12 protein-coding genes and 1 pseudogene are annotated in these 15,223 nt (G+C 59.8%); 8 read left to right on the top strand and 5 right to left on the bottom strand.

Annotated elements, in window-relative coordinates; genetic code table 11:
• Nucleotides 1–63: 63 nt before the first annotated feature.
• From CYD26_RS09750 to CYD26_RS09740, 3 genes are all read right to left on the bottom strand, one after another.
• Nucleotides 64–381: a DUF2388 domain-containing protein gene (locus tag CYD26_RS09750; protein WP_065760060.1), complete on the bottom strand. Its 318-nt coding sequence runs from the start codon at nucleotides 379–381 to the stop codon at nucleotides 64–66.
• Between the two features lie 98 nt (nucleotides 382–479).
• Nucleotides 480–2,225, bottom strand: coding sequence for a GspE/PulE family protein (locus CYD26_RS09745; RefSeq protein WP_102052484.1), 1,746 nt, complete (start codon nucleotides 2,223–2,225; stop codon nucleotides 480–482).
• Nucleotides 2,226–2,316: 91 nt separating this feature from the next.
• Nucleotides 2,317–2,664 carry a hypothetical protein gene (locus CYD26_RS09740; RefSeq protein WP_102052483.1) on the bottom strand — a complete coding sequence of 116 codons (348 nt, stop codon included), beginning with the start codon at nucleotides 2,662–2,664 and terminating at the stop codon, nucleotides 2,317–2,319.
• Between the two features lie 125 nt (nucleotides 2,665–2,789).
• Between CYD26_RS09740 and CYD26_RS09735 the strand changes: the two genes are divergently transcribed.
• Nucleotides 2,790–3,257, top strand: coding sequence for an Lrp/AsnC family transcriptional regulator (locus CYD26_RS09735; RefSeq protein ID WP_065760063.1), 468 nt, complete (start codon nucleotides 2,790–2,792; stop codon nucleotides 3,255–3,257).
• Between the two features lie 3 nt (nucleotides 3,258–3,260).
• Here the strand turns inward: CYD26_RS09735 and CYD26_RS09730 are convergent, their stop codons facing one another.
• Nucleotides 3,261–4,628, bottom strand: coding sequence for an inorganic triphosphatase (locus tag CYD26_RS09730; RefSeq protein ID WP_102052482.1), 1,368 nt, complete (start codon nucleotides 4,626–4,628; stop codon nucleotides 3,261–3,263).
• 127 nt (nucleotides 4,629–4,755) lie between these two features.
• Here CYD26_RS09730 and argE point away from each other — a divergent pair, with 127 nt between their 5' ends.
• Both argE and argA read left to right on the top strand, forming a co-directional pair.
• Entirely contained in the window at nucleotides 4,756–5,913 is a 1,158-nt protein-coding gene (argE, locus tag CYD26_RS09725) for an acetylornithine deacetylase (protein WP_102052481.1), read from the top strand.
• 114 nt (nucleotides 5,914–6,027) lie between these two features.
• On the top strand, nucleotides 6,028–7,326 hold the full coding sequence (gene argA / locus CYD26_RS09720) for an amino-acid N-acetyltransferase (protein WP_065760066.1): 1,299 nt from the start codon (nucleotides 6,028–6,030) through the stop codon (nucleotides 7,324–7,326).
• Nucleotides 7,327–7,427: 101 nt separating this feature from the next.
• On the opposite strand, the gene CYD26_RS09715 is transcribed toward argA, so the two are convergent.
• Entirely contained in the window at nucleotides 7,428–8,804 is a 1,377-nt protein-coding gene (locus CYD26_RS09715) for a glutamine synthetase family protein (protein WP_065760067.1), read from the bottom strand.
• A 277-nt stretch (nucleotides 8,805–9,081) separates the two neighbouring features.
• Between CYD26_RS09715 and CYD26_RS09710 the strand changes: the two are divergent.
• From CYD26_RS09710 to CYD26_RS09690, 5 genes and pseudogenes are all read left to right on the top strand, one after another.
• Nucleotides 9,082–9,857, top strand: a pseudogene (locus CYD26_RS09710) (gamma-glutamyl-gamma-aminobutyrate hydrolase family protein).
• A gap of 39 nt (nucleotides 9,858–9,896) precedes the next feature.
• The gene (locus CYD26_RS09705) at nucleotides 9,897–11,255 is read left to right on the top strand and encodes a glutamine synthetase family protein (RefSeq protein ID WP_065760069.1); all 1,359 of its coding nucleotides are present in this window, start codon (nucleotides 9,897–9,899) and stop codon (nucleotides 11,253–11,255) included.
• 47 nt (nucleotides 11,256–11,302) lie between these two features.
• Complete coding sequence (locus CYD26_RS09700) at nucleotides 11,303–12,664, top strand: aspartate aminotransferase family protein (RefSeq protein WP_065760070.1); 1,362 nt, start codon at nucleotides 11,303–11,305, stop codon at nucleotides 12,662–12,664.
• A 168-nt stretch (nucleotides 12,665–12,832) separates the two neighbouring features.
• A complete protein-coding gene (locus CYD26_RS09695) occupies nucleotides 12,833–13,930 on the top strand; it encodes a polyamine ABC transporter substrate-binding protein (protein ID WP_102052480.1) in 1,098 nt (365 codons plus the stop codon).
• Between the two features lie 174 nt (nucleotides 13,931–14,104).
• The gene (locus tag CYD26_RS09690) at nucleotides 14,105–15,199 is read left to right on the top strand and encodes a polyamine ABC transporter substrate-binding protein (RefSeq protein ID WP_102052479.1); all 1,095 of its coding nucleotides are present in this window, start codon (nucleotides 14,105–14,107) and stop codon (nucleotides 15,197–15,199) included.
• The last annotated feature ends 24 nt before the right edge of the window (nucleotides 15,200–15,223 follow it).

The raw sequence follows: 15,223 nt of genomic DNA, 5'->3' as shown, positions 1-15,223 counted from the left end.
CATCGCGGGCAAGCCCGTTCCTACAGGGTTTGTGGGAGGCTTGCCTGCGATGGTTTTGGCGGGTTATTCGTTGGCGCCGGCGTTTTTCGCCAGGATGGCGTTGGCCAGCTCCATGTCGCTGGCTTTCAGCCCTGGGTTGTCGGCCCGCACTTTCTGGATGGCCGCTTCGAGGTAAGGTCCGCGAATGCTGCCTTCGCTAGCGACGAAGCTGCCCGCGTCATCTTGAGCCGCAACGATCAACTTGTGATCCCTGAACGTCAGGTAAGTAGAGGCAGTGGTTGCACCCGAGGAAATAACGTCGCGCCAGAAGGTGTCGGCCATGGCAGCGCCGAAGGGCAGGGACAGTAATGCAAGTGTTGCTACAGCACGCTTGAAGCGCATGGTGGGTGACTCCAACATTGGGGGGGATCTAGCGGGTTTGATCTTGTCACCCCTCGGCAAGTTCCCTGGCCCTCAACGGGCCGATGAACGTACGTTGATCATGGCGCGACCCTGATAATTTCCGCCACGCTGGTAAGGCCAGCGGCGACCTTTTGCGCGCCATTCAAGCGCAGGCTTCGCATCCCTTCGGCAAGCGCCTGGTGACGTAACGCCTGAGCGTCGCCGTCGGCACAGATCAATGGCTTGAGCGACTCGCTCAAGGGCAGCAGCTCATGGATGCCAGTACGCCCCCGGTAGCCGGTGTGTCGGCAGGCAGGGCAGCCCGCTGCCTGCTTCGCCTCAGTGGGTAACGGCCACTGCTGGGGCTGGACCAGGGTATGCCAATCCTGTTCGGACAGGGTTGCGGGCACTTTGCAGGCGGGGCAGAGGGTACGGATCAGGCGTTGGGCCATCACCCCGATCAACGTTGTACGGATCAGGTAGTGCGGGATGCCCAGCTCCAGCAAACGGCCAATGGCAGTACAGGCATCGTTGGTGTGCAGGGTGGACAGCACCAAGTGACCGGTCAGCGCTGCCTGGATGGCCATCTGTGCGGTCTCCAGGTCGCGTATCTCCCCGATCATGATGATGTCCGGGTCCTGGCGCAGCAGTGCGCGTACTCCGTTGGCGAAACACAGGTCGATGGCCGGGTCGACCTGCATCTGATTGAACGCGGGTTCGACCATTTCGATCGGGTCTTCCAGGGTGCAGAGGTTGACCTCAGGCGTTGCCAGTTGCTTGAGGCTGGCATACAAGGTGCTGGTCTTGCCGGAGCCGGTCGGCCCGGTGACCAGGACGATCCCGTGGTTGTGCCCCAGCATGCGTTGCCAGCATGCCAGCTCATCGCCGACCAGGCCCAACTGCTGGAAATCCCGTTGCAGCAGCTCAGGGTCGAAAATCCGTAGCACCAGCTTTTCACCGAAGGTGGTCGGCAGGGTGGACAGGCGTATTTCCACCTCGCTGCCGGCGGGTGTGCGAGTCTTCAGCCGGCCATCTTGTGGGCGGCGTTTTTCTGCGACATTCATGCGTCCCAGGCTTTTCAGCCGGCTTATCGCTGCCAGCGTCACCCACGGTGGAAACCGGTAGGCCTCATGCAGCACGCCGTCGATACGAAAGCGTACGCCACCCTGCTCGCGGCGAGGTTCGATATGGATATCGCTGGCGCGCTGCTCGAAGGCGTACTGCAGCAGCCAATCGACGATGCTCACAATGTGCGTGTCGTTGGCGTCCGCTTCCTGGTGTGCGGTGCCAAGGTCGAGCAGGTGCTCGATGCTGGCAGCGGGCCGGGCGATTTCCAGTTGGCAGGCGCTGTTGACCGAACGGGCGACATTGAAAAACTCCCGGCTCAGGTTGCGGATGCGTTCAGGGCTGGCGATTACCCGCTTGATCTGCCGTTTGAGGACGTGGGCCAAGTCGCTCTCCCAGCTGCGTACAAACGGTTGTGCACTGGCCACCGTCACGCTGTCGGCATCCACCGCGACTGCAAGTATGCCGTGGCGCTGGGCAAATGCTGCAGACATCAGGGCGGTAACGTGGGCTGCATCAATGCGCATCGGGTCGATGCACAGGTAGGGTTGGCCAGCATCGGCGGCCAGCCATTGGCACAGCCCTTCCAGCTCCAGCACCTGGCCAGGCTGGCGCGCGTCGGGCAGCCTGCGGCGGGCGATGACCTCCAGCGGATGGTCAGGGTCGTCGGCGGTTGGCACAACACGTTGGGCGTCTTCGGCGTGGATGACGTGTTGTGCAACCAGTGCATCCAGCAGGGTAACAAGGTCGAGTGGGCGATCCTCTGCGAGCGCGGGCATGGGGCTTCCTTGCAGGTCGGTTATGGCCTGCCAAGGCTAGTTGCTGCCGTGCTCGACGGTCGGGCGCAAGGTTTTCCGGGTATGTCGTGGCTCAGCGTGCGGGTCGTGATCCGAAGGCGCTGACCGGTGGCAGGCAGGGCTCAAGGTGTACCTCGACAACACTGATCAGGTTGCGCATTTTTTGCGCAATGAGTTCGGCGCGATGCCAGCTCAGGCCGCCGATCTGTACCTCAATGTGCATCAGCTCATCTTCTTGTTTCATCTGTAGCTGTTGAGGCACGAGGAACTGTAATGCGAACAGATTGAGAATACGGCACAGGCTGTCCGGCTCGGCTTCAGCCTGCAATCGGTACTGAACGTGTGCGTGCGTGGCATTGCTGGCCCACGCATCGGTGCGCAGCGCAGTGACAGGGTGGTCCAGCCGTTCGAGTGCGCTCATGGAATTCTCCGAAGTTGATGAGAAGATTTTTGCATGATGCGCGGGGTATTTTTTCTCTATGATCCGCAGTTATTGCTATCAATTGAATTGATTAATTCTTGAATAAGTCGTCTGGAGAAAAAATTATGCAGAGCGAGTTAGATGCCTATGACCGACGCATCCTGGCCCTGCTGCAGGAGGATGCTTCGCTGTCCAGCGCGCAGATTGCCGAGCGTGTGGGGTTGTCACAGTCGCCCTGCTGGCGGCGTATACAGCGTATGAAGGAGGAAGGGATTATTCGCGGGCAGGTGACCCTGCTCGACCGCAAGAAAATCGGCCTGAACACTCAGATCTTTGCCGAGGTCAAACTCAACGCCCACGGGCGTTCAAACTTCACCGAGTTCACCGAGCAGATTCGCGGCTTCCCTGAAGTTCTGGAGTGTTACGTGCTGATGGGGGCTGTGGATTTTCTCTTGCGTATTGTCACCCCGGACATCGAAGCCTACGAACGGTTCTTCTTCGAAAAGCTGTCGATGGTGCCGGGGATCCAGGAGGTCAACTCGATCGTGGCCTTGTCTGAAATCAAGTCCACGACGAGTCTGCCGGTGCTCTGAGGCTTACTTGCGCAGCAGGTATTTCCAGGCACGGCTTTGGAACACGGCAATGGCCTGTTGTACCCGGGCATCCAGAGCTTCGTCGTTGATGGGCTGATGGGCCAGGTGTTGCAGCTTGTTCAGCTCGCCGTACAGGCGGTCGACTTCCGGCACCTCAAGCACGTTGCGGGCGTGATGCAGCCAGGCCAGCAGGCGTTCGATGCGTGGCAGTTGCTCGGCCAGGTCTTCAGGCTGCTGCTGGTAGCGCGGCAGTTGCAGGGCCTGGGCTTCCTCGGCCAGCAGGTGGGTCAGCCAGTTACCCAGTTGCGCAGCGCCCTGGCGATTGCCACGGTTGTTGCGCTCGACTGTCCAGGCACGGGCCAGCAGCCAGCGCGAGGTGTCCAGGGAGAACTGGCCCCAGCGGGTTTCCAGCAGCTCTTCAGCGAACTGTTCCGGTGCGGCACGGCGGACGTCTTCGTCTTCCAGGCCGGCCAGTACCAGTGGCTTCCAGTCTTCCAGCAAGGCGTCGAGGCTGTTGCGCAGTTCGCGGGTGCTGGCGCGTGGCGCAGCCTGGCCCAGGCTGCTGGCCAGGGCACGCAGTTCGGTCAGGTTCTCGACCCAGTCCTGCAGCAGGCGCCAGTGGCCATTGAAGCGGTACTGCTCGGCCAGTCGCTGGCTGCTGCCCAGCAACTGCCAGCCCAGTGCGGCGAAGGCGTCGTCCAGGGTCATTTCGGCGTTCAGTTCCGCCGCAGGCAGGCTCAGGTCATAGCTGGCCGGGTCGAGCAGGCGGTAGCCACGCTCGGCCTTGCTGATATCACAGGGCATCATCGGCAGGCTGGCGGCGAGTTCGGCGGCCAGCTCCAGCAGGGCTTCGGCGGGGCCTTCACGCAGTTCCAGCTCCAGTTCGCAGATCTCTTCGTGCTGCTTGCCGACGATGACCTTGCCCAGGTCCAGGGCCGCTTCGATCACGACCTTGGCCTTGCCACGGCCCCAGGCAATTTCCGCGTATTCGCGGGTGAAGTCGGTGCTGAACAGTGGCTTGATGGTTTTCTTGTCGACCTCGGCCAGTTGTTCTGGCCAGCACTGTGCGTCGAGTTTCTTCAGGTCCAGCTTGGTTTTTTCCAGGTGCCATTCGTATTCATGGCGCTCGGACAGGCCGGCAACGCTTTGACCACGGGTCTTGAGGGTCTGGATGATGACCTCGCCATCGCGGCGCAAACGCAGGGCGACCTTGGCCGCAGCCAGGTCGCGCTCAGGCGTGTCGAAGTACTGGTTGAGCAGCTCGCGCTGCTGCCAGCCGGACTTGTTGCGCTTCTTCAGCAATGGGTGTTCGCGCAGGGCCGCGAGGGTGTCGCGGCTGACCCGCAGTTTGATTTCGGTTTCTTTATGCATTGCTGGGCAATCCGGCGTCGGATGACAGGGGGCGTCTTGGCCGTGCAGTGTACAGGAGTCGGCCGCAGACGGTTTATTCCAGATGCCCGATGGCCCTATGATGAGGTCCGACCCGAGGAGAATCCGCATGCCGTTGCCGCCGCTCAAAGACCAGTTTGCCGCGCTGATTGCCGCACCCTCGGTCAGTTGTACTCAAGCCGCGCTGGATCAATCCAACCGTGCGGTGATCGACTTGCTCGCCGGTTGGCTGGGCGACCTCGGTTTTGCCTGCGAGATCCAGCAGGTGAACCCCGGAAAATTCAACCTGCTGGCCAGCTATGGCAGCGGCCCGGGCGGGCTGGTGCTGGCCGGGCACAGCGACACCGTGCCGTTCGACCCGCAACTGTGGCAGACCGACCCGCTGAAGCTGACCGAGGTGGACGGGCGCTGGGTGGGCCTGGGTAGCTGTGACATGAAAGGCTTCTTTGCATTGATCATCGAAGCGGTGCGCACCCTGCTCGATCAACCGTTCAAGCAACCCCTGCTGATTCTCGCGACCTGCGACGAGGAAAGCTCGATGGCGGGGGCCCGCGCGTTGGCAGCGGCGGGGCGGCCATTGGGGCGCGCGGCGGTGATTGGTGAACCCACCGGGCTGCGACCGATCCGCCTGCACAAAGGCGTGATGATGGAGCGCATCGATATTCTCGGGCGCAGTGGCCATTCGTCGGATCCGCGCCTGGGCCATAGTGCTCTGGAGGCGATGCATGAGGCGATGGGCGAATTGATGGGGCTGCGTCGGCAATGGCAGCGCGAGTTCAACAATGCGCAGTTCAGCGTCCCCCAGCCGACCCTGAACTTTGGTTGCATTCATGGCGGCGACAACCCCAATCGCATCTGTGGCCAATGTGCTCTGGAGTTCGACCTGCGGCCGTTGCCCGGCATGGACCCGGAAGCGTTGCGTGCCGCCATTCGTGGCAAGCTTCAGCCGTTGGCCGAGCGTCATCAGGTGCGTATCGACTATGCGCCATTGTTTCCGGAGGTGCCGCCGTTTGAGCAGGCGGCTGATGCCGAGCTGGTGCGTCTGGCCGAGCGTCTTACCGGGCATAGTGCTGAAGCAGTAGCCTTTGGCACCGAAGCGCCTTATCTTCAGCGCCTGGGGTGCGAGACCCTGGTGCTTGGCCCAGGCGACATCGCCTGTGCGCATCAGCCGGGTGAGTACCTCGAAATGTCACGCTTGCAGCCTACCGTGCGTCTATTGCGTGAGTTGATCGAACATTATTGCCTCAGCCCGGCTGTTGCCCGCTGAGTTCAACTGTATTTTTTCAAGGAGAGTACGCGTGACGCCAAGCCTGTTCCGACGATAACCCTTCGAGCGCTGTGTGTTGTTCCGCCTTTGTTCAATTTTTTACAGGCTCTGGTTATGCACGATTACGTCAACTGGCTGCGTCACGCTTCGCCTTACATCAACGCCCACCGGGACTGCACGTTTGTTGTCATGCTCCCTGGCGACGGGGTTGAACACCCTAATTTTGGCAACATTGTCCACGACCTGGTGCTGCTGCACAGCCTGGGTGTGCGCCTGGTACTGGTGCACGGTTCGCGCCCACAGATCGAGAGCCGCCTGGCGGCACGCGGCCTCACGCCGCATTACCACCGTGGCATGCGCATCACCGATGCCGCGACCCTGGAATGCGTGATCGATGCTGTCGGGCACCTGCGGATTGCCATCGAGGCGCGGTTGTCGATGGACATGGCAGCCTCGCCGATGCAGGGCTCGCGCCTGCGGGTGGCGGCCGGCAACCTGGTGACTGCAAGGCCGATTGGAGTAGTTGAAGGCATCGACTATCACCACACTGGCGAAGTGCGCCGGGTCGACCGCAAAGGTATCAACCGGCTGCTCGACGAGCGTTCGATCGTGTTGCTTTCACCACTGGGTTACTCGCCCACCGGCGAAATTTTCAACCTGGCCTGCGAAGACGTGGCGACTCGCGCCGCCATAGACCTGGGTGCCGATAAATTGCTGTTGTTCGGTGCTGAGCGTGGCTTGATCGACGAGAATGGCAATCTGGTGCGTGAGCTTCGCCCACAGCAGGTACCGGCGCATCTGCAACGGCTGGGCAGCGATTATCAGGGCGAATTGCTGGATGCGGCTGCCGAGGCATGCCGTGGCGGCGTGGCGCGCAGCCATATCGTCAGTTATGCCGAAGACGGTGCCTTGCTCACGGAGCTGTTCACCCGTGACGGTGGCGGTACGCTGGTTGCCCAGGAGCAGTTCGAGAAGGTCCGCGAGGCGGCCATCGAGGATGTCGGTGGCTTGCTCGAGCTGATCAGCCCGCTGGAGGAGCAGGGGATTCTGGTGCGTCGTTCGCGTGAGGTGCTGGAGCGTGAGATCGAGCAATTCAGTGTGGTTGAACGCGAGGGCATGATCATCGCCTGTGCTGCGCTCTACCCGATTGCCGATTCCGATGCGGGTGAACTGGCGTGCCTGGCGGTCAACCCCGAGTACCGCCATGGGGGGCGCGGTGATGAACTGCTCGAGCGTATCGAGACGCGCGCGCGGGCAATGGGCCTGAAGACCCTGTTCGTATTGACGACCCGTACTGCGCACTGGTTCCGTGAGCGCGGGTTCTCCCCGAGTGGCGTCGAACGCCTACCGGCGGCGCGGGCGTCACTGTACAACTTCCAGCGTAATTCGAAGATCTTCGAGAAAGCCCTCTGAGGCTATCGCCGGTAGAGCCGGCGATAACGAGACAGCAGGCGCATAAAAAAACGCCGTCGACCCAGCGGGCCGACGGCGTTTTTCAGTGCAGCGCACACCGTTTACACGGTGTGCAGGTACCAGTTGTACTCGAGGTCGGAGATCGAGTGTTCGAACTCTTCCAGCTCACTTTCCTTGCACGCGACAAAGATGTCGATGTACTTCGGATCGATGTACTTGGCCATGATCTCGCTGTCGTCCAGCTCGCGCAGTGCATCGCGCAGGTTGTTCGGCAGGCTCTGCTCGTTCTGCTCGTAGGAGTTGCCTTCCACCGGCGCACCGGGCTCGACCTTGTTGGTCAGGCCATGGTGTACGCCCGCCAGGACGGCCGCCATCAGCAGGTACGGGTTGGCATCGGCACCGGCAACGCGGTGTTCGAGGCGCACCGCGTCGGAGCTGCCGGTTGGTACGCGCAGCGCCACGGTACGGTTGTCCAGGCCCCAGCTCGGCGAGTTCGGTACGTAGAACTGTGCACCGAAACGGCGGTACGAGTTGACGTTCGGGCAGAGGAACGCCATCGACGCGGGTAGGGTCTCGAGCACACCGCCGATCGCGTGACGCAGTGCGGCGTTCTGCTCGGGATCCTCACTGGCGAAGATGTTCTTACCATCTTTATCCAGTACGGAAATATGGACGTGCAGACCGTTACCCGCCTGGCCTGGGTAAGGCTTGGCCATGAAGGTGGTGTCCATCTCATGGTCGTAGGCGATGTTCTTGATCAGTCGCTTGAGCAGTACCGCATAGTCGCAGGCCTTGAGCGGGTCTGGGACGTGGTGCAGGTTCACCTCGAACTGTGCCGGGGCGCTTTCCTTGACGATGGCGTCGGCAGGGATGCCCTGTTCCTTGGCTCCTTCGAGGATGTCCTGAAGGCAGTCGACATACTCGTCGAGGTCGTCGATCAGGTAAACCTGAGTCGAAATCGGACGCTTGCCGGAGATTGGCGAGCGCGGCGGTTGTGGACGGCCGTTCACGTTCTCCTGGTCGATCAGGTAGAACTCAAGCTCGAAGGCGGCGCAGATGGTCAGGCCCAGTTCATCGAATTTGGTCACGACCTGACGCAGGACTTCCCGAGGGTCGGCGAAGAACGGCTCACCTTCCAGCTCGTGCATGGTCATAAGCAGCTGCGCGGTAGGGCGCTTTTGCCAGGGTTCGTTGGAGAGAGAGCCCGGGATCGGATAGCAGATCCGGTCGGCGTCGCCGATATCCAGGCCCAGGCCGGTGCTTTCCACCGTCGAGCCGTTGATGTCCAGGGCAAAGAGTGAGGCCGGCAGGTTGATGCCTTTCTCGTAAACCTTGTGGAGGCTGGTGCGTTCGATGCGTTTGCCACGCACCACACCATTCATATCCGCAATCAGAAGGTCAACGTACAGAACCTCAGGATGTTCCTTAAGGAACGCGTTCGCTTCGTTAAGCTGAACGGCACGCGGGGGTACCGACATGATGCAACACCTTTGTTGTTAAATATATCAATCAATGGGGGCTTGCAGCTCCAGTCAATCCGAAAGCCACCCTTAAGTCAAGCTGACCCAATGATGCCCTAAAACGGCGCCTCAGCGGCACTTTTGCTGCAATTGAGGGCGCCGATAGCCCGTCCATCGGGTAAACAGGGGTGATGCTGAGCAGGCCGTGTTCTATTTTTTACGGGGGTGTTGTGTAAAAAAATGAACAAGGCTAAGCTCGAACGTAACCCATAACAGCAATAATACCGGGGGTTACATGTCTCGCATGCCGATAATCGGCGTGACCGCCTGCACCAAGCAGATCGGTCTGCATGCTTTCCACATCAGTGGCGACAAGTACGTGCGCGCAGTTGCGCTGGCAGCCAAAGGCTTGCCATTGATTCTGCCGTCGCTGGCGGAACTGCTCGACCCGGCTGAAATAATTGACGGCCTGGACGGGCTGCTCTTTACCGGCTCCCCCTCAAATATAGAACCTCATCACTACCAAGGGCCGGCCGATGGCCCGGGCACCCCTCACGATCCTCAGCGTGATCACACCACGCTGCCGTTGTTGCGTGCTGCGGTTGCTGCTGGCGACCCGTACTGGGCATCTGCCGTGGCTTCCAGGAACTGAATGTGGCGTTCGGTGGCAGCCTGCACCAGAAGGTTCATGAAACCGGAACCTTCATGGATCACCGTGAACCTTCAAACGAACCGGTCGAAGTCCAGTATGCCCCAAGCCATACCCTGTGGGTTCAACCTGGCGGTGTACTGGCCGGTTTGGGCCTGGCATCCGAGATTCAGGTCAACTCTATCCATGGTCAGGGCATCGCACGTTTGGCTCCAGGCCTGCGTATCGAGGCTGTGGCCCCAGACGGTTTGATTGAAGCGATATCAATTGAAGGTAGCACGGCTTTTGCTTTGGGGGTGCAATGGCACCCCGAATGGCACGTGATGTCCAATCCGGACTATCTGGCCATTTTCAAGGCGTTTGGCGATGCCTGCCGAAAGCGGGCCAGTCAGCGTGATGCCAATTCATCGCACCGCGCCTGACGCCACCTTAATAGAAGCAGGTTACCTTCAGAGGTGTTTATGAGTACCAATCTCGATCAGCTCACCGATTGGTTGAAAGAGCACAAGATCACTGAAGTCGAGTGTTTGATCAGCGATCTCACCGGGATTACCCGCGGCAAGATCTCGCCTACCAACAAGTTCATTGCCGAGAAAGGCATGCGCTTGCCCGAGAGTGTCCTGCTGCAGACGGTCACCGGCGATTACGTTGATGACGACATTTATTACGAACTGCTCGACCCTGCCGACATCGACATGATCTGCCGCCCCGACGAGAACGCAGTGTTTCTTGTCCCGTGGGCCATCGAGCCTACTGCACAGGTGATTCACGACACCTATGACAAGTTTGGCAGCCCGGTCGAACTGTCACCGCGTAACGTCCTGAAGAAGGTGCTCAAGCTGTATGCCGACAAAGGTTGGCAGCCGATCGTCGCGCCAGAGATGGAGTTCTACCTGACCAAGCGTTGCGAAGACCCGGACTTCCCGTTACAGCCACCGGTCGGTCGCTCCGGTCGCCCGGAAACCGGTCGCCAGTCGTTTTCCATCGAAGCAGCCAACGAATTCGACCCGCTGTTCGAGGACGTCTACGACTGGTGCGAACTGCAGAACCTGGACCTCGATACGCTGATCCACGAGGACGGCACGGCACAGATGGAGATCAACTTCCGTCATGGTGACGCGCTGTCCCTGGCCGACCAGATCCTGGTGTTCAAACGCACCATGCGTGAAGCTGCGCTCAAGCATAACGTCGCCGCCACGTTCATGGCCAAGCCGATGACGGGCGAGCCAGGCAGCGCGATGCACCTGCACCAGAGTGTGGTGGACGTGCAGACCGGAAAGAACATCTTCTCCAATGACGACGGCAGCATGAGCGACCTGTTCCTCTACCACATCGGTGGTCTGCAGAAGTTCATTCCCGAGCTGTTGCCGCTGTTCGCGCCCAACGTCAACTCGTTCCGGCGTTTCCTGCCTGATACCTCGGCACCGGTGAACGTCGAGTGGGGCGAGGAAAACCGTACTGTCGGTTTGCGGGTTCCTGATGCCAGCCCGCAGCATCGTCGCGTCGAGAACCGTCTGCCGGGCGCCGACGCCAACCCGTACCTGGCAATCGCTGCCAGCCTGCTGTGTGGCTACATCGGCATGGTGGAGCGCATCAACGCCAGTGCGCCGGTTCAGGGGCGCGGCTATGAGCGACGCAACCTGCGCCTGCCTTTGACCATCGAGGATGCGCTGGAGCGGATGGAAAACTGTAAGGCCCTGGAGAAGTACCTGGGCAAGAAATTCATCACAGGCTACGTGGCGACCAAGCGCGCCGAGCATGAAAACTTCAAACGCGTAATCAGCTCTTGGGAACGAGAGTTCCTGCTGTTCGCGGTCTGATCAACCCGGGGCCGCAGGAGCGCGGCCGCCAGCAATTGGAGAAGCACATGAGCGTCAAGAACCCGCAAACCCGTGAATGGCAAGCCTTGAGCGGCGAGCACCACTTGGCCCCTTTCAGCGACTATAAACAGTTGAAGGAGAAAGGCCCGCGCATTATTACCAAGGCCAAGGGTGTGTATTTGTGGGACAGCGAGGGCAACAAGATCCTCGATGGCATGGCCGGGCTTTGGTGTGTGGCGGTTGGCTACGGTCGTGAAGAGCTGGTGAAAGCGGCCAGCGACCAGATGCGTGAGCTGCCTTACTACAACCTGTTCTTCCAGACCGCTCACCCACCGGCACTGGAGTTGGCCAAAGCCATTTCCGCGGTTGCTCCGAAGGGTATGAGCCATGTGTTCTTCACCGGTTCCGGCTCCGAGGGTAACGACACCGTACTGCGTATGGTGCGCCATTACTGGGCGCTCAAAGGCAAGCCGCAGAAGAAGGTGATCATCGGTCGCGTTAACGGCTACCACGGTTCGACTGTCGCGGGCGCCAGCCTGGGTGGCATGGCCTTCATGCACGAGCAGGGCGACCTGCCGATTCCGGGCATCGTGCACATTCCGCAACCTTACTGGTTCGGTGAGGGCGGCGACATGACCCCGGACGAGTTTGGCGTCTGGGCGGCCGAGCAGCTGGAGAAAAAGATTCTCGAAGTGGGTGAGGACAACGTTGCGGCGTTCATTGCCGAGCCTATTCAAGGGGCCGGTGGTGTGATCATTCCGCCAGAAACCTACTGGCCCAAGGTCAAGGAAATCCTCGCCAAGTACGAGATTCTTTTCGTTGCCGACGAAGTGATCTGTGGCTTTGGTCGCACCGGTGAGTGGTTCGGTTCCGATTATTACGACCTCAAACCTGACCTGATGACAATCGCCAAGGGCCTGACTTCCGGTTACATCCCCATGGGCGGCGTTATTGTGCGTGACGAAGTGGCCCGCGTGGTCACCGAAGGCGGCGACTTCAACCACGGTTTCACCTACTCAGGCCACCCGGTGGCGGCTGCAGTAGGCCTGGAAAACCTGCGCATCCTGCGTGACGAGAAGGTCATCACGCATGTTCATGAGGAAACGGCACCGTATTTGCAAAAGCGTCTACGCGAGCTAAACGATCACCCGCTGGTGGGTGAAGTTCGTGGCTTGGGGATGCTGGGTGCGATCGAACTGGTCAAGGACAAAACGACCCGTGCGCGCTATGAAGGCAAAGGCGTGGGCATGATCTGCCGGCAGTTCTGCTTCGACAACGGGCTGATCATGCGCGCTGTAGGCGACACCATGATCATTGCGCCGCCGTTGGTGATCACGCGTGAAGAGATCGATGAGCTGGTGGAAAAGGCACGTAAATGCCTGGACCTGACCTATGAGGCGATCCAGTAAGCCTGCTGCTAGGCTAGCGTTGTGACATTAAGGGGGTTCAGGGTTGCTCTTTCCTTGAAAGAGCGCCTTGTACCTTGCCAGACTAGCGGCTGTTTCAGTCGCCTAGTGCCTGCGCCGAAGGTCCCGGTTGCTGAACAGATGGTCAATAAAAATTCTGGAGCATTACGCATGAAGAAATTGGGCAAGACGCTGTTGGCAATGTCCCTGATGGGGGCAATGGCCAGTGCTGTTCAGGCAGAAGACAAGACGCTGCACGTGTACAACTGGTCTGACTACATTGCAGCAGACACCATCGCCAAGTTCGAAAAGCAGTCGGGCATCAAGGTGGTCTACGACGTTTTCGACAGTAACGAAACGCTGGAAGCCAAGTTGCTGGCCGGTAAATCCGGTTACGACGTGGTCGTACCTTCGAACAACTTCCTGGCCAAGCAGATCAAGGCCGGGGTTTACCAGGAGCTGGACAAGTCCAAGCTGCCGAACTGGAAGAACCTCGATACGGACCTGCTCAACGCCGTTGGCAATGCCAGCGACAAGGGCAACGTGCACGCCTTCCCTTACATGTGGGGCACGATCGGCATCGGCTACAACCCGGAGAAGGTCAAGGCTGCGCTGGGCGTCGACAAGATCGATTCCTGGGACGTGGTGCTCAAGCCGGAGAACATCGCCAAGCTCAAGAGCTGCGGCGTGAGCTTCCTCGATTCGCCGACCGAGATGATTCCGGTGGCGCTGCACTACCTCGGCTACCCGACCGATTCCCAGGACAAGAAGCAGTTGGCTGAAGCCGAAGCGCTGTTCCTGAAAATCCGTCCTTCGATCGCCTACTTCCACTCCTCCAAGTACATCTCGGACCTGGCCAACGGCAACATCTGCGTCGCCGTGGGTTACTCGGGTGACCTGGAACAGTCCAAGGCGCGTGCTCATGAAGCTGGCGACAAGGTCAAGATCAGCTACGCCATTCCGAAAGAAGGCGCGGGCAGCTTCTATGACATGGTTGCGATTCCAAAGGATGCCGAGAACCTCGACGCAGCCTATCAGTTCATGAACTTCCTGATGCAGCCGGAAATCATGGCCGAGATCACCAACGCCGTACGCTTCCCGAACGGCAACAAAGCGGCAACGCCGCTGGTGGACAAGGACATCTCTGGCGATCCGAGCATTTACCCGTCGGATGAAGTGAAGGCCAAGCTGTATGCAATCAGCGACCTGCCGCCGGCTACTCAGCGGATCCTGACGCGCAGCTGGACCAAGATCAAGTCGGGCAAATAAGCCCGGTTTGACCCGCTGAGCGCTGCCCGGAAGCTCTAGGGCAGCGCTCTCGCGGGAGGTGAGGGCAAATATTTTTTGCCGGTTGGGTGTATCGAAGGTAAGTTGCGCGCCGGTTTGGTTATCCGGCAGAGCATTCTGTCGTTTAGCTCGGGCACTATTGAGAGGACCTTCCACTTGTCTATTTCTGTATTTCGCAAGGCCTTGATGGCTGGAGCGGGTCTGACGCTGGCGATCAGCGTCCAAGCGGCGCCCACGGTGCACATTTACAACTGGTCGGACTATATCGGCCAGACCACGCTGGCGGATTTTGAGAAAGAAACCGGTATCAAGCCGTTGTATGACGTGTTTGATTCCAATGAAACCCTGGAAGGCAAACTACTGGCCGGTCGTTCCGGCTATGACGTGGTCGTGCCGTCCAACCATTTCCTCGGCAAGCAGATCAAGGCGGGTGCGTTCCAGAAACTCGACAAATCGCTGCTGCCGAACTGGCAGAACCTCGATCCTGCTCTGCTCAAGCGTCTGAACAAGAACGACCCGGGCAACCAGTATGCGGTGCCTTACCTGTGGGGCACCAACGGCATTGGTTACAACGTCGACAAGGTCAAGGCCGTGCTGGGTACTGACAAGATCGACTCGTGGGCCATGCTGTTCGAGCCGGAAAACATCAAGAAGCTGTCCGCGTGCGGTGTCGCGTTCCTCGACTCCCCGGACGAGATGCTCCCGGCAGTGCTCAATTACATGGGCCTGGACCCCAACAGTACCAACCCGGCCGACTATAAAAAGGCCGAGGCCAAGCTGATGGCGGTGCGCCCTTACGTGACCTATTTCCACTCGTCCAAGTACATCTCGGACCTGGCCAACGGCGACATCTGTGTGGCTGCTGGCTTCTCCGGCGATGTATTCCAGGCCAAGTCCCGCGCTGAAGAGGCGGGCAAGGGCGTGCAGGTGGCGTATGCCATTCCCAAGGAGGGCGGCAACCTCTGGTTTGACATGCTGGCGATTCCCAAGGACGCCGGCAATCTCAAAGAGGCGCACGCTTTCATCAACTATTTGCTCAAGCCTGAGGTTATTGCCCAGGTCAGCGATTACGTCGGTTATGCCAACCCGAATCCAAAGGCTGGCGATCTGATGGACCAGAGCGTTAGAACCGACGCAGCGGTTTATCCACCGCAAGAGGTGCTGGACAAGTTGTACGTCAATGCTGAGTTGCCACCCAAGGTGCAACGTTTGATGACCCGTAGCTGGACCAAGGTCAAGTCGGGCAAATGAGTATCCAGGGCCCGTCACGGCAGG

Origin of the sequence: Pseudomonas sp. FFUP_PS_473 (assembly GCF_002858665.1) — a bacterium.
GTDB lineage: Bacteria > Pseudomonadota > Gammaproteobacteria > Pseudomonadales > Pseudomonadaceae > Aquipseudomonas > Aquipseudomonas defluvii.
The sequence above is the reverse complement of the archived record's forward strand: the minus strand, read 5'-3'. Positions and strand labels throughout refer to the sequence as shown.